The following is a 22,300-nucleotide window of genomic DNA, read 5'->3' on the forward strand; positions in this document are numbered from 1 at the left end:
CCCGCCCCCGGGGGGGGGGGGGGGGGCCCCCCCCCCCCCCCCCCCCCCCCCCCGGGGGGCGCGCCCCCCCCCCCCCCGGTATTTTTCCCCCCACAACCTGCCCCGCCAGGCGGCCCCATCCGGACGGGAGCCGTGTTCCGAGCATCCGGCCTCAGTGCTCCTGAGCGGCCCACCACTCCTTGAGCGCCGCCACGGCCTGGTCGTGCTCCATCGGCCCGTTCTCCAGGCGCTGCTCCAGCAGGAACGCGTACGCCGAGCCGATCACCGGACCCGGGCCGACGCCCAGGATCTCCATGATCTGATTCCCGTCGAGGTCGGGACGGATCGCGTCGAGCTGCTCACGCTCCTGGAGCTGCGTGATGCGCTCCTCCAGCCCGTCGTACGCCCTGGACAGCGCGGCGGCCTTCTTCTTGTTACGGGTGGTGCAGTCCGAGCGCGTCAGCTTGTGCAGCCGGCTGAGCAGCGGGCCCGCGTCGCGCACATAGCGGCGTACGGCCGAGTCCGTCCACTCGCCCTCGCCGTAACCGTGGAACCGCAGGTGCAGCTCCACGAGCCGCGAGACGTCCTTGACCATCTCGTTCGCGTATTTGAGGGCGGTCATCCTCTTCTTTACGAGCTTGGCCCCCACCACCTCGTGGTGGTGGAAGGAGACCCGGCCGTCGCTCTCGAAGCGCCGCGTCTTCGGCTTGCCCACGTCGTGCAGGAGCGCGGCGATCCGCAGCACCAGGTCGGGGCCGTCCTCCTCCAGGTCCATGGCCTGCTCCAGGACGATCAGCGAGTGCTCGTACACGTCCTTGTGCCGGTGGTGCTCGTCGCTCTCCAGCCGCAGCGCGGGCAGCTCGGGCAGCACCCGCGCGGCAAGGCCACTGTCGACGAGGAGCGCGAGCCCCTTGCGGGGGTGCTCGGACAGCAGGAGCTTGTTCAGCTCGTCCCGCACCCGCTCGGCGGAGACGATCTCGATCCGGTCGGCCATGCCCTTCATCGCGGTGATCACGCCGGGGTCGACCTCGAAGTCGAGCTGCGCGGAGAAACGCGCGGCCCTGAGCATCCGCAGCGGGTCGTCGGAGAACGACTCCTCCGGAGTGCCCGGCGTACGCAGAACGCGTCGCGCGAGGTCACCGAGGCCGCCGTGCGGGTCGATGAACTCCTTACGCGGCAGCGCGAGCGCCATGGCGTTCACCGTGAAGTCACGGCGTACGAGGTCCTCCTCGATGGAGTCGCCGTAGGACACCTCGGGCTTGCGCGAGGTCCGGTCGTACGCCTCGGAGCGGTACGTCGTCACCTCGACCTGAAAGCTCTGCTCGCGGCCGTCGACGTGCGCGTCCTTGCGGCAGCCGACGGTGCCGAAGGCGATCCCCACATCCCACACCGCATCCGCCCATGGCCTGACGATCTTGAGGATGTCCTGCGGGCGGGCGTCGGTGGTGAAGTCCAGATCGTTGCCGAGCCGCCCCAGCAGGGCGTCCCGTACCGACCCGCCCACCAGAGCGAGCGAGAAGCCGGCCTCCTGGAACCTGAGCGCCAGGGCGTCGGCGACGGGGGACACCCGCAGCAGTTCACTGACCGCGCGGCTCTGCACCTGATTCAGGGCACTGGGGTTGTCTTCGTTGGCGTTCGGCACAACAGGAAAGCGTACGTGCCACGGCGGACGCGGACCGCCTCCGTTTCCGTTATCCGGACATCTGGAGGTTCGTCCGGCTCCGCGACCGCGGTGCGCGGTTTCCGGCCGGTCCATGAGACTCTTCACGATCTCGTGGAGCGGTCCCCAGCACTTCGCCACAGCGCTCATCGTTACCATGCGTGGACGCACCGAACGACAGACCACCAGCGGCAAGCACCAAGGACGAAGGACGGACGAGCGCGTGGCCGATGCGGCACACTTCCGGGGGACGGGCCATCGGGCTGCCCGTCGGTGGCTGCGGCGCACGGCGTCCCTGATGGCGGGTGCGCCCCTCCTCGCGGGCGCGCTGGCGGGCACCGCCGCCCCGGCGGCCCACGCCGCGCCCTCCCCCGGCGCCGCGCAGGCCACGGCTCCCGAGAAGGCCGCCGGCGACAGCACGGTCGCCGTGGCACTCAACACACTCTCGCCGAGCGCGCCCGTCAAGGGCGACACCCTCACGGTCTCCGGCACCGTCACCAACCGCGGCAAGGCGACCGTCAACGACGCCGACGTCGACCTGCGGGTCGGCCCGCGTCTCTCGGGGCGCAGCGCCATCGACGACGCGGCGAGCGAATCGCTCGACACGGCCACCCAGGTCGCCCCGCTGGGCGGCAAGTACCGGGTCAAGATCGCGAACCTGGCGCCGAAGGCACGGCAGGACTTCGCGCTCTCGGTGCCCGTCGGCGACCTCGGCCTCGACGAGGACGGCGTGTACCAGCTCGGGGTCTCGCTGTCGGGCGAGACGGCGCAGGAGCCCTGGGACCACGTCCTCGGAATCCAGCGGACCTTCCTGCCGTGGCAGCCCGACCCCTCCGACAAGAAGACCAAGCTGACCTTCCTGTGGCCGCTGATCTCGAAGGTCCACCTGTCCGCGCAGACAGGGGCCGACGAGCAGCAGACGCCGATCTTCGACAATGACGACCTCGCGGCCGACCTGGCGCCCGGCGGACGGCTCCAGCAGATGGTGGCCCTCGGCAGCCAGCTGCCCGTGACCTGGGTCATCGACCCCGATCTGCTGGCCACGGTGGACGCGATGACGCACAAGTACAGCGTCAAGAAGGGGAACACCACCGTTCCCGGCAAGAACCAGCAGCTCGCCAACCAGTGGCTGAACTCGCTGGAGAAAGCCGTACAGAACCAGAAGGTCGTGGCGCTGCCGTTCGCCGACCCGGACCTCGCGTCCCTCGCGCACACCGGGCGGAGCGTCTCCGGGAGCCTGAGCCATCTCCAGCCGGCCACCCAGGTCGCCGCGACCACCGTGGACACCATCCTCCACGTGACGCCGTCGACGGACTTCGCCTGGCCGGTCGAGGGGGCCATCGATCCCTCGATCGTCGACGTGGCGACCTCCGCGGGCGCCGACAAGGTCATCACCCGCAGCGACAGCCTCACCGACGACCTCCCGTACACCCCCACGGCCGCCCGCCCCATCGGGGGCGGTACCACGGCGGTCGATGCGGACAGCAGGCTCTCCAAGGCCTTCCAGGGCGATCTGACGACGGCGGCGTCCTCCACGCTCGCGGTGCAGCGATTCCTCGCGCAGTCGCTCGCCCTGGCCCGGCAGCAGCCGGACAAGGAGCGCAGCATCGTCGTCGCTCCCCAGCGGATGCCGGACGCCGGGCAGGTGCAGGCGATGGCGGCGGCGCTGCACGGTCTGGACTCGGAACGCTGGACGTCGCCGGAGAATCTGACGGACGCGGCGTCCGCCACCCCCGATCCCGACGCCAACACCCGCATCCCGAGGACGTCCCACTACCCCAGGAGCCTGCGCAGGCAGGAGCTGCCGTCCTCGGCCTTCCAGGAGATCCAGGACACCCAGGACCTGCTGACCAGGTTCACGGACATCCTCAGCGCCCCCGACCGGGTCGAGGCCCCCTTCGCGAACGCCCAGGAGCGGTCGATGTCGACGTCCTGGCGAGGCGACGCCAAGAACGCGTCGGCGTACCGGACCGGCGTCAGGGACTACCTGACCGGTCTGAAGGGCGAGGTGCTGCTGGTACCGAAGTCCGATCTGACCCTGTCGGGGGCCAGCGCCACCATCCCCGTCACCGTGCAGAACAAGCTCCTCCAGGACGTCCAGCACCTGGTGCTGCGGCTGTCGTCGAGCAAGCCCACCCGCCTCAAGCTCGACGGGGACAAGGCCGTGGCCGACCAGCCCATCAAGGTCGGCGGGGGCCACAGCCAGTCCGTGAAGTTCACCGGGACCGGCAACGCGAACGGGCCGGTCGAGGTGAGCGCGCAGCTGTTCACCGAGGACGGCCACCCCTACAGCCAGAAGATGACCTTCCAGGTCAAGGTCTCCGAGATCACTCCGACCGCCATGCTCGTCATCGCGAGCGGTGTGCTGCTGCTCGCCTTCGCGGGCGTCAAGATGTACAGCAGGCGCAAGCGCGCCGCCGCCCGCCGTGCGGCGGCCGGGGCGGCGCACGGCAACGGCCCCGACAACGGGCCGGAGGAGGGCCCCGGGGACGGCTCGGGCGACGGTCCGGCGAACGGTTCGGGCGGCGAGCAGCCGAGTGACCCCGGGGTGGACACCGGACCGGGGAACCCGGCGCCGTCGGGCTCAGGTGAGAAAGTGGACCGTTGAGCGATGTCGTGGCCGGTCGGCCGGGGACGATGAGGTGGGGTAATCCATGAACGCGCCGTACGACGGTGAGCGTGGCCCGGGCACGGGCGGCGATCCCGCGGGGCAGGCTCCCGCACCACCGCCCTCCCAGGGCGACCCGTCCGCCCAGAACCAGTACGACCAGAACCAGTACGACCAGGGCCCCTACGCCCAGGGCCCGCACGGGCAGCAGCCCCAGGCCCCCTACAACCCGTACGCCCGGGACCCCTACGTCCAGGAGGCGTACCAGGAGGACCCGTACTGGGCCCAGGAGCGGTCGTCCCAGGACCCGGTGAGCGAGGCCCTCCACGACCGCGCCGCCCGCCCCCCGCAGACGCCCGGCCCCTACCAAGACGCCACACAGCAGCTGTATCCCCAGCAGCCTCAGCAGTCCCAGCAGCACGGGCAGCAGCCCTACGGGCCCGACCCGCGGGTCTGGGCCCAGCCGCCGGCCCCCGGGACCTACGGCGACGACACCGGCACCACCCAGCTGACCGGCGTCGACGACCTCGTGTCCCGCGCGGGCACGCAGCCGCAGCAGGACGCCTTCGCGCACCTCTACCGCGACCAGCGGGCGGGCGCCCCGGCGGTGCCCGAGGAGCCGGAACCGGAGATCCAGGCCCCGGCCCCGACCACGAAGCCCGCGAAGTCGGGCGGGCTACTGAAGTCGAGCGCCGTCATGGCCGCCGGAACGCTGGTCTCCCGGCTGACCGGTTTCGTACGAAGCCTCGTCATCACCGCCGCGTTTGGCGCCACACTGCTGGGCGACTCTTGGAGCGTCGCCTACACCCTGCCGACGATGATCTACATCCTGACCGTCGGCGGCGGCCTTAACTCGGTGTTCGTCCCCCAGCTCGTCCGCGCCATGAAAGAGGACGACGACAACGGCGAGGCGTATGCCAACCGGCTGCTGACACTCGCGATGGTGGCTCTCGCGATCATCGTGGCCATCGTGGTGCTCGGAGCGCCAGAACTGATCCACGCGCTCTCCAGCACCGTGGCCGACAGCCACGACGCGAACAACGTGGGCGTCACCTTCGCTCGCTACTGCCTGCCCACGATCTTCTTCATGGGCATCCATGTGATCATGGGGCAGATCCTCAACGCGCGGGGTAAATTCGGCGCGATGATGTGGACTCCGGTCCTCAACAACATCATCATGATTGTCACGTTCGGGCTGTTCATCTATGTGTACGGCACGGCCGCCGACTCGCACATGACGGTCCACAGCATCCCGCCGGACGGCGTCCGCCTGCTCGGCATCGGCACACTGCTCGGTCTGACCGTGCAGGCGCTGGCCATGATCCCCTACCTGAGGGAAGCGGGCTTCAGGTTCCGGCTACGGTTCGACTGGCGGGGCCACGGCCTCGGAAAGACGGTCGCGCTCGCGAAATGGACCGTCCTGTTCGTCCTGGCGAACCAGGCGGGCGTCGTGGTCGTGACCCAGCTGTCCACGGCGGCGGGCAAGGCGTCCGGCGTCGACGGCACCGGTTTCCTGGCCTACAGCAACGCCCAGCTGATCTGGGGCATGCCGCAGGCCATCATCACCGTGTCCGTGATGGCGGCCCTGCTGCCGCGCATCTCGCGCGCCGCGAGCGACGGCGACTCGGGTGCCGTCCGGGACGACATCTCACAGGGCCTCAGGACATCTGCCGTCGCGATCGTGCCGATCGCCTTCATGTTCCTGGCTCTCGGCGTACCGATCTCCACGCTGCTCTTCTCATCGAGCGGCCTCGACTCGGCCCGGTCGATGGGCTACATCCTGATGGCGTTCGGACTCGGGCTCATCCCGTACTCCGTCCAGTACGTCGTCCTGCGCGGGTTCTACGCCTACGAGGACACGCGGACACCCTTCTACAACACGGTCATCGTCGCGGCGGTCAACGCCGCTGCCTCCGCCATCTGTTACGTAGTTCTTCCCGCACGCTGGGCGGTCGTCGGCATGGCGGCCTCGTACGGGCTCGCCTACGCCGTCGGCGTGGGTGTCGCCTGGCGCAGGCTGGCGAAGCGGGTCAACGGAGACCTCGACGGAAAGCGTGTCCTGCGGACATACGCCCGGCTGTGCATGGCGGCCATTCCGGCGGCCGTCATCGGTGGCGCCCTCGGCTTCGGGATTTTGAACGTCGTCAGCAAGGGCGCCGGCGGTGCCGTGCTGGCCCTCATCGTCGGCGGAGCGGCACTGATCGGAATCTTCTACGTCGCGGCGAAGAAGATGCGCATCGAAGAACTGAACGGCATGGTCGGAATGGTGCGAGGCCGCCTCGGGCGGTAGTCGGCAGGGGGCCCGGTACAACCATCGACGGCCTCCGCGTGTCGTGCAGAGCACCGGACTGTGGGCACAATTGGCTTGGTTGTTGGATAGCGCGCAACGGATGGGGAGGCAGGAGCGACGGTGGCAGAACGGAGCACGGCTGCCGTCGACGTGGCCGACGACGGTGGCGACGAGCCGCTGCCCGCCAAGCAGGACACGGCGGAGGAGACCACGACCGACGGGGTGGCGGAAGCCCAGGAGAGCACGGAGAAGTCCGAGCCCGAGAAGGCGTCCGACACGGATGACGAGCCCAAGGCCCCCGAAAAGGGCCCCGAGGCGCCGGAGCTGCACAGCGGTCACAAACTCGCCAGACGCTACCGCCTGGAGGAGTGCGTCACCCGTCTGGACGGATTCAGCAGCTGGCGTGCCGTCGACGAGAAGCTGCGCCGCGCCGTCGGCGTGCACCTCCTTCCCGCGAACCACCCTCGTGCCCGCTCCGTACTGGCCGCCGCGCGCTCCGCCGCACTGCTGGGCGACCCGCGCTTCGTGCAAGTCCTCGACGCGGTCGAGGAGAACGACCTCGTGTACGTCGTCCACGAGTGGCTGCCGGACGCGGTGGAGCTCACGGCGCTGCTCGCCTCGGGACCGCTGGAGGCGCACGACGCCTATCAGCTCGTCAGCCAGGTCTCGCAAGCCATGGCCGCGGCCCACCGGGAGGGGCTGTCGCACCTGCGGCTGACGCCCAGCGCGGTGCTCAGGACCTCCGGCGGCCAGTACCGCATCCGCGGTCTCGCGGTGAACGCCGCGCTCCGCGGCATCACCGCCGACCGACCGCAGCGCGCCGACACCGAGGCCATCGGCGCTCTCCTCTACGCCTCCCTGACCCAGCGCTGGCCGTACGAGACCGATGCCTATGGCCTGACGGGCCTGCCCAAGGGAGCCGGGCTCATGGCGCCCGACCAGGTGCGTGCGGGCATCCACCGCGGACTGTCCGAACTCGCCATGCGGGCCCTCGCCAACGACGGCGCCACCGCGTCGCGGCAGGAGCCGCCCTGCACCACCCCCGACGAACTCGCCAAGGCCGTCGCGGAGATGCCCCGCGTCCGGCCTCCGGAGCCCGCCTTCACGGCGCCGCCCGACTACCAGCGCACGACGTACCAGCAGGGCAACTACGGAACGCCGGGCCCCGGCCCGCGGAACACGACCGTCATTCCGACGGTCGTGCCGCCGCCCCCGCTCCAGACGCCTCCCGGCAAGCTCCTCAAGTGGGTCGTCTCCGCTCTCGTGATCGTGGCGCTCGGCCTGGGCAGCTGGCAGATCGCCGACCGCGTGCTCAGCGGCCAGGGCAACGACGACACCCCGTCGGGCTCAAAGGTCACCAAGACCGACGGTGACAAGGAGCCGACCGCTCCGAAGCCCATCACCGTCGTCCACGCGCAGGACTTCGACCCGCCGCCGGGCGACGGTTCCGAGAACCCCGAAGACGTACCCAAGGCGATCGACGGCAACGCGGCCACATCCTGGGAGACCAAGCGCTACATCGGCGAGCCGACCTTCGGGAACCTCAAGCCGGGCGTCGGGCTGATCCTGGACCTGGGCACGGCACAGACGGTCGGCTCGGTCACGGTGGACTTCGCCGGAGAGACGTCCGTCGAGCTCAGGGCGGCCGACCCGGACGCCACGACGAGCCCCACGAGTCTGGACGGGTTCACGAAGATTGCTCAGGGAACCGGTGAGAAAGTCTCGCTGAAGCCCTCCAAGCCGGTGAAGTCGCGGTACGTTCTGGTCTGGCTGACCAAGCTGCCCGCGGCCGGCGACGGTGGCTACCGGGGCGAGGTCTCGGAGATCCACGTCACCAGCTGACCGGATCAGGGGAGGGGCTCACCGTTGGACGACGCCGCACTCACCGACGTGAGCGACCACGACCTGCTGGCCGCACATGTCGCTGGTGACCCGGACGCCTTCGGTGAACTCGTCCGACGCCATCGGGACCGCCTGTGGGCCGTCGCGATACGCACCCTGGGCGACCGGGAGGAAGCCGCCGACGCCGTACAGGACGCCCTGGTGTCAGCCTTCCGTGCCGCCCATACGTTCCGCGGCCAGTCCGCCGTCACCACCTGGCTGCACCGCATCACCGTGAACGCCTGCCTCGACCGTGTACGGAAGGCGGCCAGCCGGCGCACCACCCCGGTGGACGACACCGAGCGCATGGAGCAGCTGCTCGAACCGCACGAGTCCGCCGAGGCTCCAGCGGAACGCCAGGACCTGCACCGCGAGCTGTTCGCAGCGCTCTCCAAACTGCCGCCCGACCAGCGAGCCGCCCTCGTACTCGTGGACATGCAGGGGTATCCCGTGGCAGAGGCATCCCGAGTCCTCGGCGTTCCCAGCGGCACGGTCAAGAGCCGGTGCGCCCGTGGGCGGGCACGGCTCCTCCCGCTCCTCAGCCATCTGCGACGTGACGCGGGAGACACTCCACAAGCAGGCAGCGGGCGGAACCGGACGCCGGGGACTCCCGTCCCACCGGCAACGGGGCAAAGCCCGACGGAACCAGGCGATCCGGCAGCGGTGAAGGGCGGAGGTGGGCGCGCGTGACTTCCTCGTCCGACACGGACCAGCACCCGGACGTCGAGGAGATCTCCGACCTCACCGAAGGCCTGCTCCCGCCGTCCCGCACGACCGAACTCCAGGACCACCTCGACAGCTGCGCGCTCTGCGCGGATGTCCATCGGTCCCTCATGGAGATCCGGGACCTCCTCGGCGCACTGCCCGGCCCCGCCCCCATGCCGGCGGACGTCGCCGAGCGCATCGACGCCGCCCTGGCCGCCGAGGCACTCCTCGACGCGACACCGCCGGCGGGTGCGCCCACCGGACCTCGTGCGACCGTCCCCGCCCCCGCAGCCGCCGGGGCTGACGCGCGTAGCCGGCAGGAACCACCCGAGGGGCGGCAGCCCGAGGAAGAGAAGGAAGAGAAGGAAGACGAGGCCCCGGCATCCGTCATGGAGGCGACCGAGCCGACGGGCAGGACCGATGTTTCACGTGAAACATCGCGCTCTCCTCGGGCTCCCGGTGGCCCCGGCCGCTCCACCCGCGGACCGAGCCGTACGGCCACCGGCCCCGGACGGGGACGTTCGGTGCGCAGGCGTCGGAGTGCCGCCGTCCTCGGTACGGCTCTCGGTATCGCCGTTCTCGGCGTGGGAGCCTTCCTCCTTCAGGGGACAGACACAAAGAGCGGCGCCGGAACTGCCGGCCGGGCACCTTCTCCCCGCGTCACCACCAGCGTGAGTGGTACGGACGAGTTCTCCGGCGCGAAGCTGGAGACGCGCGTGGACACGCTTCTGGCGCCGAAGCCGAGCAGCACCCGGGCCAACCCGGATCTGCGCGGGAACTCGCCGAACACGGAGACCGCCACCGACGAGCCGATGATGCAGGCCGTTCCCCAGGTGCCGTACTGCGTACGGCAGGGGACCGGCCGCAGCGAGGCTGTTATCGCGGCCCAGCAGGGCACCTACCGAGGCATCCCGGCCTATCTGCTCGTCCTGGCGAACCCGTCGGACGAAGCCACGGTCCGCGTGTACGTCGTGGATGCCACCTGTGTGGATGCGACGCCCCCCGGCAAGGGAAAGATTCTTCAGTCGGACATCTATCCCCGTCGGTGACGCGGTCCTCCCCGCGCCACAGGTCCCCGGGGGAATGCACGGCCCGTAGTATCCGTTAGGTCGGATGACAGTCCTTGAACTGGTCCCGATGAGGCCGTAGGCAGCCCCCAGAGACGAGGAATAACCCGTGAGCGACGTCCGTAACGTGATCATCATTGGCTCCGGGCCGGCCGGCTATACCGCCGCGCTGTACACCGCGCGTGCGTCGCTGAAGCCGCTGGTCTTCGAGGGTGCCGTCACGGCCGGTGGCGCGCTGATGAACACCACCGAGGTGGAGAACTTCCCCGGCTTCCAGGACGGGATCATGGGTCCGGACCTCATGGACAACATGAGGGGCCAGGCCGAGCGCTTCGGGGCCGAGCTCGTCCCCGACGACATCGTCGAGGTCGACCTCACGGGCGACATCAAGACCGTCACCGACACCGCCGGCACCGTCCACCGCGCGAAGACCGTGATCGTCACCACCGGCTCCGCGTACCGCAAGCTGGGCCTGCCGCGTGAGGCGGAGCTGTCGGGCCGCGGCGTCTCGTGGTGTGCCACGTGTGACGGCTTCTTCTTCAAGGACCAGGACATCGTTGTGGTCGGCGGCGGTGACACCGCGATGGAGGAGGCCACCTTCCTCTCCCGGTTCGCCAAGTCCGTGACGATCGTGCACCGCCGCGACACCCTGCGTGCCTCCAAGGCGATGCAGGACCGCGCCTTCGCCGACCCGAAGATCTCCTTCGCGTGGAACAAGGAGGTCGCCGAGATCCATGGCGATCCGAAGCTCAACGGACTGACCCTGCGCGACACCCAGACCGGCGAGAAGTCGGATCTGGCCGTGACGGGCCTGTTCATCGCCGTGGGCCACGACCCGCGTACGGAGCTGTTCAAGGGCCAGCTCGACCTGGACGACGAGGGGTACCTGAAGGTCGAGGCCCCGACGACGCGGACCAACGTCACCGGTGTCTTCGGAGCCGGCGACGTGGTCGACCACACGTACCGCCAGGCGATCACGGCCGCGGGCACTGGGTGTTCTGCGGCGCTGGACGCCGAGCGCTACCTCGCTGCCCTCGCCGACAGCGAGCAGACCCCCGAGCCGGAGAAGACCGCCACGGTCTGAACCGTCGATCACCACCACCTCACACCAACGAATGAAGGAGGCCGCCGTGGCCGGCGACCTGAAGCATGTAACCGACGACACGTTCGAGCAGGACGTGCTCAAGAGCGACAAGCCTGTTCTGGTCGACTTCTGGGCCGCGTGGTGCGGGCCGTGCCGCCAGATCGCTCCGTCCCTGGAGGCCATCGCCGCCGAGCACGGCGACAAGATCCAGGTCGTGAAGCTCAACATCGACGAGAACCCCGCGACCGCGGCCAAGTACGGCGTCATGTCGATCCCGACGCTGAACGTCTACCAGAACGGCGAGGTCGCCAAGACCATCGTCGGCGCCAAGCCGAAGGCCGCGCTCGTGCGTGACCTGGAGACCTTCATCGGCGAGTGAACCGCCGGCGGTCGGCCTGCTACGGCGCCGCGATGTTTCACGTGAAACGAGCCCGTCCCCCGGCTGGGGGACGGGCTCGTTTCTGTCCCACCACAGGACAGCTTCGGACCACAGGAGCTTCGGAGCGGTACTCCGGGGGAGTTCCTCCGGGGCACGCGCCACTCGCCCGCTCCGGCGGTCGCGGCGGCCCCCAGAGCGGCGAGCTCTCAGAGCGGTCGAGGAGGCTCGGAGCGGTCGAGGGGCCTCAGAGCGGTCGCAGTGCGGGCTCCTTCTGCACTGCGCCCAGGAGCCGGTCCAGCGCCATCTCCACATCTTCCTTCCAGGAGAGCGTGGAGCGAAGTTCGAGCCTCAGCCTCGGGTAGGCAGGGTGCGGACGCACGGTCTTGAACCCCACCGCGAGCAGATGATCTGCCGGCAGCACACAGGCCGGCTCCTTCCAGCGTGCGTCGCCGAAGGCCTCGATCGCCTTGAAATCGCGTCGCAGAAGATCCTTCGCCACGGTCTGCACCAGGACACGACCGAGCCCCTGACCCTGGTAGTCCGGCATGATCCACGCTGTCATCAGCTGGCAGGCGTCGGGCGACACAGGACTCGTCGGGAAGGCCGTGGAGCGCGGCACGTACGCCGGCGGGGCGTAGAGCACAAAGCCGACCGGAACCTCGTCGACGTAGGCGACACGGCCACAGGAACCCCACTCCAGCAGCACGGCCGAGATCCACGCCTCTTTCTCGGCGTCAGATCTTCCCGCGGTGACGGCGGCCTCCCCGCCCACCGCATCCAGTTCCCAGAACACGCACGCCCGGCATCGATGAGGGAGGTCGGGGAGGTTGTCCAGTGTGAGCGGTGCGAGCCGACGTCCCATGAAGACCGTTCCTCACTTCCTCACCTCATGCGGCCAAGGCAGAACCTCGGCCCCCTGCGCATCGTATCCACGTGCCCGCGCCGGGCACACAGAGCACGAGCAAAGAGAGCGGGCCGCGTATCCGGGGCTTCCCGGAACACGGCCCGCTCTCAGCGTCGTTCAGTAGGCCATCAGCCTTCGTCGTCGGCAGCGGACTCCTCGGACGGCGCCTGGTCCATCACGCGTCCCTCGCCGGGAGCGAGGGTGCCGAGGATGCGCTCCAGGTCGTCCATCGATGCGAACTCGACGACGATCTTCCCCTTCTTCTGCCCCAGGTCGACCTTCACCCGGGTCTCGAAGCGGTCCGACAGCCGCGAGGCGAGCTCCGACAGGGCCGGCGACAGCCGTGCCCCGGCTCGAGGCCCCTTCGTCTTGGGGGTCGCGGTGGGCCGGTCCCCCATCAACTGCACGATCTCCTCGACGGCACGCACCGACAGCCCCTCGGCCACGATGCGGATGGCCAGCCGGTCCTGCTCCTCCGACTCCTCCACCGCGAGCAGCGCGCGGGCGTGACCCGCCGACAGCACACCGGCCGCGACCCTGCGCTGCACCGAGGGCGACAGACGCAGCAGACGCAACGTGTTGGAGACCTGCGGGCGTGAGCGCCCGATCCGGTCGGCCAGCTGGTCGTGCGTGCAGTTGAAGTCCTTCAGCAACTGGTCGTAGGCCGCCGCCTCTTCCAGCGGATTCAGCTGGGCGCGGTGCAGGTTCTCCAGCAATGCGTCCAGCAGGAGCTTCTCGTCGTCCGTGGCCCGCACGATCGCCGGGATACGCTCCAGGTCCGCCTCACGGCACGCCCGCCAACGGCGCTCGCCCATGATGAGTTCGTAGCGCTCAGGCCCGGTCTGCCGTACGACGACCGGTTGCAGCAGGCCAACCTCCTTGATGGAGGTCACGAGTTCGGCCAGCGCGTCCTCGTCGAACACCTCACGCGGCTGGCGGGGGTTCGGCGTGATGAAGTCGATCGGCACTTCTGCGAAGTGCGCCCCCGCCACCGTCGCCGGCCCCTCCGGCACCGGCTCGGGAACCGGCTGCTGGACGTTCGGTCCGGACTCCGTCGAGGTGGCCGCCTGCGGCAGCGAGGTCACCTTCCCGGCCGCCACACCGCGCTCCGAGGCCGCACCCCGCTCTGCCGTCAGCAGGGGGCTTCCGACAGGGCCTCCCTCCCGGGCGGCAGGCGAGGGCTCCTGAGGAGCAGCGGGAATCAGCGCACCGAGCCCACGTCCCAGCCCCCTGCGTCGTTCGCTCACTGGATGATCCCCTCTGACGTGCTCTGCTGGTTGTTCTGGTCGCCCAGGTGGGCGTTGCCGTCGTCATAGCGGATGCCGACGCCGCGCAGCGCGATCTCACGCGCCGCTTCGAGGTACGACAGGGAGCCGCTCGATCCAGGATCGTAGGTCAGTACCGTCTGACCGTAACTGGGGGCCTCGGAGATCCGTACGGAGCGCGGAATGCTGGTGCGCAGCACCTCTTCCCCGAAGTGGGTGCGCACCTCGTCCGCGACCTGGGACGCCAGACGGGTCCTGCCGTCGTACATAGTGAGCAGGATCGTGGAGACATGCAGCGCCGGGTTAAGGTGCCCGCGCACGAGGTCCACGTTCCGCAGTAGCTGCCCCAGGCCCTCCAGCGCGTAGTACTCGCACTGAATCGGGATCAGCACCTCCGCACCCGCCACCAACGCGTTGACCGTGAGCAGGCCCAACGAGGGCGGGCAGTCGATCAGCACATAGTCCAACGGCTGCTCGTACGAGGCGATCGCACGCTGGAGCCTGCTCTCCCGGGCCACCAGGGACACCAACTCGATCTCCGCACCGGCGAGATCGATGGTCGCGGGGGCGCAGAAGAGGCCCTCTACGTCAGAGACGGGCTGGACCACCTCGGAGAGCGGCTTACTCTCCACCAGAACGTCGTAGATGGACGGGACTTCGGCGTGGTGGTCGATGCCCAGCGCGGTGGACGCGTTGCCCTGCGGGTCGAGATCGACCACCAGGACCCGGGCGCCGTGCAGCGCCAGGGAAGCAGCCAGGTTGACGGTGGTCGTGGTCTTTCCCACGCCGCCCTTCTGGTTGGCAACCACCATGATGCGCGTCTGCTCGGGACGTGGCAGTCCCTCACCGGCGCGACCCAGTGCCTCCACCGCGAGCTGCGCAGCTCTACCGATGGGGGTGTCGTCCATCGGGGGCGGTGTTTCACGTGAAACATCGTCCCCCAGAGACTCGGTACGGGGACCGGGGACCGGATCGGCCATCGGTCCCGCGATGTTGGCGTCGGACCGCAAGGATTCACTCTCCTCGACTTCAGACTCGCAATGAACAGAGCCTGCCATGCTTTGGGGGTGGTGAACCAGCGAGGCTCTTGGTTCTGTGGAGGAATGCCCCATTGTGGAAAACTCCGTGCCCCGTACGAGGGGTTTCCGGGCTCGCGGTGCGGCAGCCGCACGCCCACGGTCGATGATTCCCTGAAGCAGTGAGCGACGTTTCACGTGAAACACGATGCACGGGCCGCCCTACCGGATCGCCACGACACTCCGGGGCAATCCGGCACCGCACCATCTATGGAGCATCACACGCAGAAGCCGGATAGCGGCCTCGGAACGACAACACACCCCACACCGGGCCACCGGGCCGGTACATCACCCAGCCGTGCCGGCCACATCAGCCACGCCGGCCACGGCGAGGCCGTACGCGCTCCGTGCACCCCGGTCTCGGGCCCCACTCCGGCCCACCCGGCCCCACTCCGCTTCCGCGGTCAGCGGCGGCGGCGTGTGCGTCCCGTGCGCGCGGCCTTGGCGCGCTTCGCCGCGAACCTGACGCCGCCGGGGCTCTCGCCGACCTCGACCCGTACCACCGTCGCGAGCGGGTCGACGATTCCCTCCCCCACCTTCACGATGGAGGTGTCCACCACTCCCAGCTTGCCCAGCGCGGCCCTGGCGCTCTTCAGCTCCTCCTCCGCGGCGTCACCCTTGAGCGCCAGCATCTCCCCGTAGGGGCGCAGCAGCGGCACGCCCCAGCCGGCGAGCCGGTCCAGCGGGGCCACCGCACGAGCGGTCACGACATGAACGGGCTGGACCTTGCCCAGTACCTCCTCGGCGCGCCCGCGCGCCACCGTCACATGGTCGAGGCCGAGCAGCTCCACGACTTCCTGGAGGAAGTTCGTACGCCGCAGCAGGGGCTCAAGGAGCGTGATCTTCAGGTCCCGGCGCACGAGGGCCAGCGGGATGCCCGGCAGTCCCGCGCCGGAGCCGACGTCGCACACCATGACGTCCTCGGGTACGACCTCCGCGAGCACAGCACAGTTGAGCAGGTGCCTCTCCCAGAGCCGAGGCACCTCACGGGGACCGATGAGCCCCCGCTTGACCCCCACGTCCGCAAGCAGCTCCGCGTACCGGACCGCCTCGGGGAAATACTCGCCGAAAACCGTCCGCGCCCCCTCCGGGGCAGGGGGAAGCTCAGCCGCTTCCGTCACGGGGACCGTCCTTCCTTACGAGCCGCCGCACGGCGGGCTCAGCCTTCAGACTGACAAACAGCGGCCCCGCCTGCGGAACAGACGGGGCCGACACGCTCTCTCTCCGGTCAGGCGGGAAGAACCACGACGAAGCGCTGCGGCTCCTCGCCCTCGGACTCGCTGCGCAGTCCGGCGGCGGCGATGGCGTCATGCACCACCTTGCGCTCGAAGGGCGTCATCGGGTCGAGCTTCACCGGCTCCCCGGTGCTCTTGACCTCGTCCGCCGCCTTGGCGCCAAGCGCCGCGAGCTCGGTGCGCTTCTTCGCCCGGAAGCCGGCGATGTCCAGCATGAGCCTGCTGCGGTCACCGGTCTCCCGGTGCACGGCGAGCCGCGTCAGCTCCTGGAGCGCCTCCAGCACCTCACCGTCGCGCCCGACCAGCTTCTGCAGATCCCGGCCGCCGGCGTCGCTGACGATCGAGACCGCGGCGCGGTCCGCCTCGACGTCCATGTCGATGTCGCCGTCGAGATCGGCGATGTCGAGCAGGCCCTCAAGGTAGTCGGCCGCGATCTCTCCCTCCTGCTCCAGGCGGGTCAGGGTGTCGCCACCCTCAGCGGCACCCTCGGTGGCGACAACGGTTCCTTCCGTCACGGATGGACTCCTTCGTTACTTCTTGGAGGGGTGCTTGGACCGCTGCTGGCCCTTGCGCTGCCCCGACTTGGCTTGGCCTGACCGCGCGGCGGCGGGCTTGCCCGAAGCCTTGGACCTGGCGGGCTGCTGCCCCTGCTGCCCGGACTTCGCCTGACCGCCCTGGTTGGTCTGGCCCGTCTGCTTGGCCTGCCCGGCCTGCTTGGGGGAGGCGCTCTGCCGGGAACCGGCCGACTTCGTCGAGCCGCCCTGCCGCCGCGAGGACCCCGCGGGCTCCTTCTCCAGGCTGGTGGCCACGGAGTCGTCATCGGTCGACTCGACCGTCTGCGTACCGGCCGGAGAGGCGGCGGAGGACTGCCGCTGCGACTTGCTCTGGCGCTTGGGCTGCTGGCGCCGCACGGTAGCGCCGGCGCCGCTCTCCGCGGCGATCGTGTCGCTCTTGACCAGGGAGCCGTCCGCCTGGGCCGCCAGGCCCGCCTTCGCGAGGCCGGTGATGAACTTGCGCTCGTTGTCGTTGCGGTCCGGGCCCTTGGAGACGATCGCCGCGATCATCTTCCGCTTGCGGTTGGACCGCACCTGCTCATGCGTCGTGGCGGACTTGAGCAGCCGCTGGAGGAAGGCGTCCTGCGCCTTGCTGCCGGGCGTGGGGTTCTGGTTGATCACGTACATCTGCTGGCCCATGGTCCACACGTTGGTGGTCAGCCAGTAGACGAGGACACCGACGGGGAAGTTGACACCCATACCCATGAAGATCAGCGGGAAGACGTACATCATCATCTTCTGCTGCTGCATGTACGGGGTCTTGACCGTGATGTCGACGTTCTTGGTCATCAGCTGGCGCTGCGTGTAGAACTGCGACGCGGACATCATGATGATCATGATTCCGGCGACGATGCGCACGTCCGTCAGCGAGGCGCCGAGGCTGGCGGCCTTGCTGGAGCTGTCCAGGAACTTCACGGCCAGCGGGGCGCCGAAGATGTGGGCCTGCCGGGCGCTGTCGAGCAGCGGCTGGTTGATGGCGCCGATCTTGGTGCCGTTCGCGATGCCGGCGAGCACGTGGTAGAGCGCGAAGAAGAACGGCGACTGGGCGATGATCGGCAGACACGAGGAGAGCGGGTTGGTGCCCGTCTCCTTGTACAGCTTCATCATCTCTTCGGACTGTCGCTGCTTGTCGTTCTTGTAGCGCTCCTGGATCGCCTTCATCTTCGGCTGGAGCACCTGCATGTTGCGCGTCGACTTGATCTGCTTGACGAAGAGCGGGATCAGGCAGATACGGATCAACACGACCAGGGACACGATGGACAGTCCCCAGGCCCACCCGGTATCGGGGCCGAAGACCGCCCCGTACAGGGAGTGGAACTGGACGATGACCCACGAAACAGGCCAAGTGATAAAACTGAACAGACTGGCAATCGAGTCGAACATTCAGGCTCCTTGAGCATGGGGCGAGGTCTCTGCGGCCGGACTGGAGGACGCGGAACGATCAGATCCCGGTCCTCCGGAAGGCACGCCAGTCGCGGAGTGCCCGCTCTTTCTGCGCCACGCGTCGCGCAACGCTTCATGCCACCGCGGTCGCTTCCGCGGGGGAACATGATCCACACCACCCGGCGACCACGGATTGCACCGCAGGATGCGCCAGGCGGTAAGCGCCGTGCCCTTCACCGCGCCGTGTCGGTCGATGGCCGTGTACCCATAGTGCGAGCACGACGGGTAGTAACGACAGACCGGACCCAGCAAAGGACTGATCGTCCACTGGTACAGCTTGATCAGGGCCAGCAGCGGATACTTCATCGCACGCCCCTTCCCAGCAGCCGCTCAAGAGCGGCGTCCAGGTCTCGGGCCAGTTGTTCATGGGACGCATCACCCGAACCGGGCAACGCTCGTACGACAACCAGGCTACCGGGGGGAAGTACGGACAGGCGTTCGCGGACAAGATGCCGAAGCTGGCGCTTCACCCGCGTCCTGACGACGGCACCACCGACGGCTTTGCTCACGACGAAACCCGCACGTACCGGGAAGGCACTCCCCCCCGGCGCGTGCGGGTCAAGTCGACCGTCGCGCATGTGGACGACCAGGAGCGGCCGTCCGGCCCTGCGTCCTCGGCGTACCGCGATCGCGAATTCTTCGCGCCGCCTCAGCCGATGCTCGGTAGGCAGCACGTCATGACCTGGTGGAAATCAGGCGGACAGACGGGCGCGACCCTTGCCACGGCGGGACGCGAGGATCGCGCGGCCGGCACGGGTACGCATCCGCAGCCTGAACCCGTGGGTCTTGGCGCGACGGCGGTTGTTCGGCTGGAAGGTGCGCTTACTCACTCAGGGGCTCCAGAGAATGATGGGTGATGGCGGGGCATCGTCTGGCTGTCACCGTGCGCCCACGAGTAGCAGCTCTCGTTCAACGCCCGAGTGCACCGCTTCACAATCACGATCCGTGATCTTTGCCCATCGGAGGCAGGCGGCAGCAGCCATCGACAACTCGACCTGGTCACGGTACGCGGCATTACGCCATCCGGTCAAACCAGCAGTATGCGCCCCCGCCACTGTGCACAGCCTGTGGACAACGACTTGAACCGCGCGGGTCGGCCTGACTACCGTGGCTGAACTCCGGCCTCCTTATCCGCCGGTCTTCCCATCCCGTCCCGAGAAGCGCACATTCGTGGGACCTGTGAGAGAGCGTGCCTCGTGGCTGACGTACCTGCCGATCTTGCCGCAGTGTGGCCGCGAGTGCTGGAGCAGCTCCTCAGGGAAGGCCAGCAGGGTGTGGAGAGCAAGGACAAGCAGTGGATCGAGCGCTGCCAGCCGCTCGCCCTGGTCGCGGACACGGCGCTGCTCTCCGTCCCCAATGAATGGGGAAAGCGGGTACTGGAAGGCCGCCTGGCGCCACTCATCAGTGAGACGCTGAGCCACGAGTGCGGCAGACCCATCAGGATCGCCATCACGGTGGACCCGTCGGCCGCGGACCCGGCGCCGACCCCGCCGGCCCCCGTGCCGCAGCCGCGCCACAGCGTCTACGACGACGGCTACGCGCACCACGCTCCGGACGACGTCATCCCCTCCGTACGCCCCGCCTACCCGGACTACCAGCAGCAGCGCCCCGAGCCCGGTGCCTGGCCGCGCAGCCAGGAGGAACTTTCCTGGCAGCAGACCCGCCTCGGCGGCTACCAGGACGATCCGTACAACAACGCGCGGACGCAGCAGCCGCAGCACGACTACCGCAGGCCGCAGGACGAGTACGGCAGGCCGGACGGTGACTACGGGCGGCAGGAGAACGACTACCGGGCCCCCGACGGGGACTACCGGTCGCCGCAGGACGGCGACTACCGGGCAGCACCGCAGGACAACGACTACCGCCCGTCGCAGGACAACGACTACCGGCACTCCGACAGCGAGTACCGCGGGCCCGAGAGTGACTACCGCCCGTCGCCCGTGGGCGACCGCGGCCCCTACGAGCAGCCCCGGCAGGACGCCAGGGGGCTGCCGGAGCAGCAGCTCGGCCGCGGCGGGTCAGGCTCGCACGGCGGCGGCGCGGCGCGCGGCGGCCACGGTGGCCCTGGCGCGGGCGGCCCCGGTGGTCCCAGTGGCCCCGGCGGCCGGCACCGCGGCGTGCCGGGGCCGCTCGGCGCGCAGCCGGCACCCGCGCCGGGACCGGGGGAGCCGCACGCGCGCCTGAACCCGAAGTACCTCTTCGACACGTTCGTCATCGGCGCGTCGAACCGCTTCGCGCACGCGGCCGCCGTCGCCGTGGCGGAGGCACCGGCCAAGGCGTACAACCCGCTGTTCATCTACGGGGAGTCGGGCCTCGGCAAGACGCACCTCCTGCACGCCATCGGGCACTACGCGCGCAGCCTCTTCCCCGGCACCCGGGTGCGGTACGTGAGCTCGGAGGAGTTCACGAACGAGTTCATCAACTCGATCCGCGACGGCAAGGGCGACACCTTCCGCAAGCGGTACCGGGACGTCGACATCCTGCTCGTCGACGACATCCAGTTCCTCGCGAGCAAGGAGTCGACGCAGGAGGAGTTCTTCCACACCTTCAACACGCTGCACAACGCGAACAAGCAGATCGTGCTCTCCTCCGACCGGCCGCCCAAGCAGCTGATGACGCTGGAGGACCGGCTCAGGAACCGCTTCGAGTGGGGCCTGACGACCGATGTGCAGACGCCTGAGCTGGAGACGCGGATCGCGATCCTCCGGAAGAAGGCCGTACAGGAGCAGCTGAACGCGCCGCCCGAGGTCCTCGAGTTCATCGCGTCCCGGATCTCGCGGAACATCCGCGAACTGGAGGGCGCGCTGATCCGCGTGACCGCGTTCGCCTCCCTCAACCGGCAGCCGGTGGACCTCGGGCTGACCGAGATCGTGCTCAAGGACCTGATCCCGGGCGGCGAGGACGCGGCTCCGGAGATCACGGCCGCGGCGATCATGGCGGCGACCGCCGACTACTTCGGCCTGTCCGTGGAGGACCTCTGCGGCTCCTCGCGCAGCCGGGTGCTGGTGACGGCGCGGCAGATCGCCATGTACCTGTGCAGGGAGCTGACCGATCTGTCACTGCCGAAGATCGGCGCGCAGTTCGGCGGCCGCGACCATACGACGGTGATGCACGCGGACCGGAAGATCCGCGCGCTGATGGCGGAGCGCCGCTCCATCTACAACCAGGTGACGGAGCTCACGAACCGCATCAAGAACGGCTGAGCGGCTCCAGCGAGGTCCGGCAAGGCGGCTGAGCGTCGCTGAGCCGCGCCACGTCCGGGCGAGTCCCGCAGCGACCCGAGTCCTGCCGAGTCCCGCGGCTACCCCGAGTCCTGCGGCTACCCCGAGTCCCGCACAGACCTGCCGGCCCCGCCCTTCCTGGGCGCCTTTCGCGTGCCCGCGGCACACGGCGCACGCCCCCGCCCGCCGTCCGCGCGCTCCCGCGGGTCCGTCCGCGCCCTCCCGCAGGGCCGTACGCGGCCGGGCTCACCCACTCATGCCCGCGGCGCGGCGCGATCCGTGCCCGGCGGCGCATGCCCGCGCTCCCGCGACGCGTCTCCCCAACGCTCCCCGGGCGCTCCACAGTGCTCGCCTCGGACGCACTTCGGCGCTCCCCGGACGCTCCCCGGCGCTCGTCGGCACGTCTCTCACGGGGATGTCACCGCCCCTCTCCACCCGGCCCCTGTTCGAATCCCAGCCGGTCGGGCGGGTGGCAAACCGCTTCTCCACAGATCTGGGTGTTTTCGGGCGTCCACACCCTGGGGACTTCTTCGTTGTCCAGATCGTGTCCACAGCCGCCCTCGACGGGGGATGATCAAGGCAGGTCAACCGCCTGGGGATTTGTGGGGAAGTGCCGTCCACAGCCTGTGGACGGCGAAAACGGCACCGACCGCCCCTCGGACTTGTCCACCGGCGGCCCACAGGCACGGGCCTGTTACCCACAGCTCGTCCACAGCGCTGTCCACTGTTCGGCAACGGAACACGCCCTCTCACCGGGTCGAGTGAAAGGCGTCACACCAAGTCCACGGATTGGGCTGTGGGCAACGTGGGTAAACCTGGGGACGCAGCTGGGGAGAAGTGGCCCTCAGCTGTGCATGGGGTGTGCAGAACTTCCGGCCGTCCACAGTCGGGGCGACTTGTCCACGGGTGCGGCCCACAGGGCCGGTGGACAGAAAACCGTGTCTGACCT

18 protein-coding genes are annotated in these 22,300 nt (G+C 69.3%); 8 read left to right on the forward strand and 10 right to left on the reverse strand.

All coding sequences use genetic code 11. From position 1 onward, the window contains the following. Positions 1–151: 151 nt before the first annotated feature. A complete protein-coding gene (locus tag LCE31_RS10895) occupies positions 152–1,621 on the reverse strand; it encodes a CCA tRNA nucleotidyltransferase (RefSeq protein ID WP_225013976.1) in 1,470 nt (489 codons plus the stop codon). 241 nt (positions 1,622–1,862) lie between these two features. Between LCE31_RS10895 and LCE31_RS10900 the strand changes: the two genes are divergently transcribed. The 7 genes from LCE31_RS10900 (at position 1,863) to trxA (ending at position 11,653) form a co-directional block, all read left to right on the forward strand. After that, a complete protein-coding gene (locus LCE31_RS10900; RefSeq protein WP_225013999.1) occupies positions 1,863–4,247 on the forward strand; it encodes a DUF6049 family protein in 2,385 nt (794 codons plus the stop codon). 46 nt (positions 4,248–4,293) lie between these two features. Further along, positions 4,294–6,537, forward strand: coding sequence for a murein biosynthesis integral membrane protein MurJ (gene murJ / locus LCE31_RS10905; protein WP_225013977.1), 2,244 nt, complete (start codon positions 4,294–4,296; stop codon positions 6,535–6,537). A gap of 120 nt (positions 6,538–6,657) precedes the next feature. Beyond that, positions 6,658–8,379, forward strand: coding sequence for a protein kinase family protein (locus LCE31_RS10910; protein ID WP_225013978.1), 1,722 nt, complete (start codon positions 6,658–6,660; stop codon positions 8,377–8,379). 24 nt (positions 8,380–8,403) lie between these two features. Beyond that, entirely contained in the window at positions 8,404–9,108 is a 705-nt protein-coding gene (sigM, locus tag LCE31_RS10915) for an RNA polymerase sigma factor SigM (RefSeq protein ID WP_225013979.1), read from the forward strand. Further along, positions 9,105–10,172: an anti-sigma factor family protein gene (locus tag LCE31_RS10920; RefSeq protein ID WP_225013980.1), complete on the forward strand. Its 1,068-nt coding sequence runs from the start codon at positions 9,105–9,107 to the stop codon at positions 10,170–10,172. Before sigM ends, LCE31_RS10920 begins: the two co-directional genes overlap by 4 nt. A gap of 127 nt (positions 10,173–10,299) precedes the next feature. Continuing rightward, complete coding sequence (gene trxB / locus LCE31_RS10925; RefSeq protein ID WP_225013981.1) at positions 10,300–11,274, forward strand: thioredoxin-disulfide reductase; 975 nt, start codon at positions 10,300–10,302, stop codon at positions 11,272–11,274. A gap of 46 nt (positions 11,275–11,320) precedes the next feature. Further along, positions 11,321–11,653 (forward strand): thioredoxin, encoded by a 333-nt coding sequence (gene trxA, locus LCE31_RS10930; protein WP_225013982.1) that lies wholly within the window; start codon positions 11,321–11,323, stop codon positions 11,651–11,653. Between the two features lie 244 nt (positions 11,654–11,897). Here the strand turns inward: trxA and LCE31_RS10935 are convergent, their stop codons facing one another. The 9 genes from LCE31_RS10935 to rpmH all read right to left on the reverse strand — a co-directional run bounded on the left by LCE31_RS10935 (position 11,898) and on the right by rpmH (position 18,960). Next, positions 11,898–12,515: a GNAT family N-acetyltransferase gene (locus LCE31_RS10935; RefSeq protein ID WP_225013983.1), complete on the reverse strand. Its 618-nt coding sequence runs from the start codon at positions 12,513–12,515 to the stop codon at positions 11,898–11,900. A 170-nt stretch (positions 12,516–12,685) separates the two neighbouring features. Continuing rightward, positions 12,686–13,804, reverse strand: a complete 1,119-nt coding sequence (locus LCE31_RS10940) for a ParB/RepB/Spo0J family partition protein (protein WP_225013984.1) — start codon at positions 13,802–13,804, stop codon at positions 12,686–12,688. Then, entirely contained in the window at positions 13,801–14,880 is a 1,080-nt protein-coding gene (locus LCE31_RS10945; protein ID WP_225013985.1) for an AAA family ATPase, read from the reverse strand. The genes LCE31_RS10940 and LCE31_RS10945 overlap by 4 nt, the downstream gene beginning before the upstream one ends. Before the next feature lie 422 nt (positions 14,881–15,302). Further along, complete coding sequence (gene rsmG / locus LCE31_RS10950) at positions 15,303–16,019, reverse strand: 16S rRNA (guanine(527)-N(7))-methyltransferase RsmG (RefSeq protein ID WP_225013986.1); 717 nt, start codon at positions 16,017–16,019, stop codon at positions 15,303–15,305. Positions 16,020–16,126: 107 nt separating this feature from the next. Beyond that, the gene (locus tag LCE31_RS10955; RefSeq protein ID WP_225013987.1) at positions 16,127–16,648 is read right to left on the reverse strand and encodes a Jag family protein; all 522 of its coding nucleotides are present in this window, start codon (positions 16,646–16,648) and stop codon (positions 16,127–16,129) included. A gap of 15 nt (positions 16,649–16,663) precedes the next feature. Continuing rightward, positions 16,664–18,070, reverse strand: a complete 1,407-nt coding sequence (yidC, locus tag LCE31_RS10960; protein WP_225013988.1) for a membrane protein insertase YidC — start codon at positions 18,068–18,070, stop codon at positions 16,664–16,666. Then, positions 18,071–18,436: a membrane protein insertion efficiency factor YidD gene (gene yidD, locus LCE31_RS10965; protein ID WP_225013989.1), complete on the reverse strand. Its 366-nt coding sequence runs from the start codon at positions 18,434–18,436 to the stop codon at positions 18,071–18,073. It abuts the gene before it with no gap. Then, the gene (gene rnpA / locus LCE31_RS10970) at positions 18,433–18,804 is read right to left on the reverse strand and encodes a ribonuclease P protein component (protein ID WP_225013990.1); all 372 of its coding nucleotides are present in this window, start codon (positions 18,802–18,804) and stop codon (positions 18,433–18,435) included. The genes yidD and rnpA overlap by 4 nt, the downstream gene beginning before the upstream one ends. A gap of 18 nt (positions 18,805–18,822) precedes the next feature. Next, positions 18,823–18,960 (reverse strand): 50S ribosomal protein L34, encoded by a 138-nt coding sequence (gene rpmH / locus LCE31_RS10975; protein ID WP_003949374.1) that lies wholly within the window; start codon positions 18,958–18,960, stop codon positions 18,823–18,825. Positions 18,961–19,326: 366 nt separating this feature from the next. Here rpmH and dnaA point away from each other — a divergent pair, with 366 nt between their 5' ends. Continuing rightward, complete coding sequence (gene dnaA, locus LCE31_RS10980) at positions 19,327–21,333, forward strand: chromosomal replication initiator protein DnaA (RefSeq protein WP_225013991.1); 2,007 nt, start codon at positions 19,327–19,329, stop codon at positions 21,331–21,333. Positions 21,334–22,300: the final 967 nt, after the last annotated feature.

This window comes from Streptomyces sp. 8L (assembly GCF_020176795.1).
GTDB lineage: Bacteria > Actinomycetota > Actinomycetes > Streptomycetales > Streptomycetaceae > Streptomyces.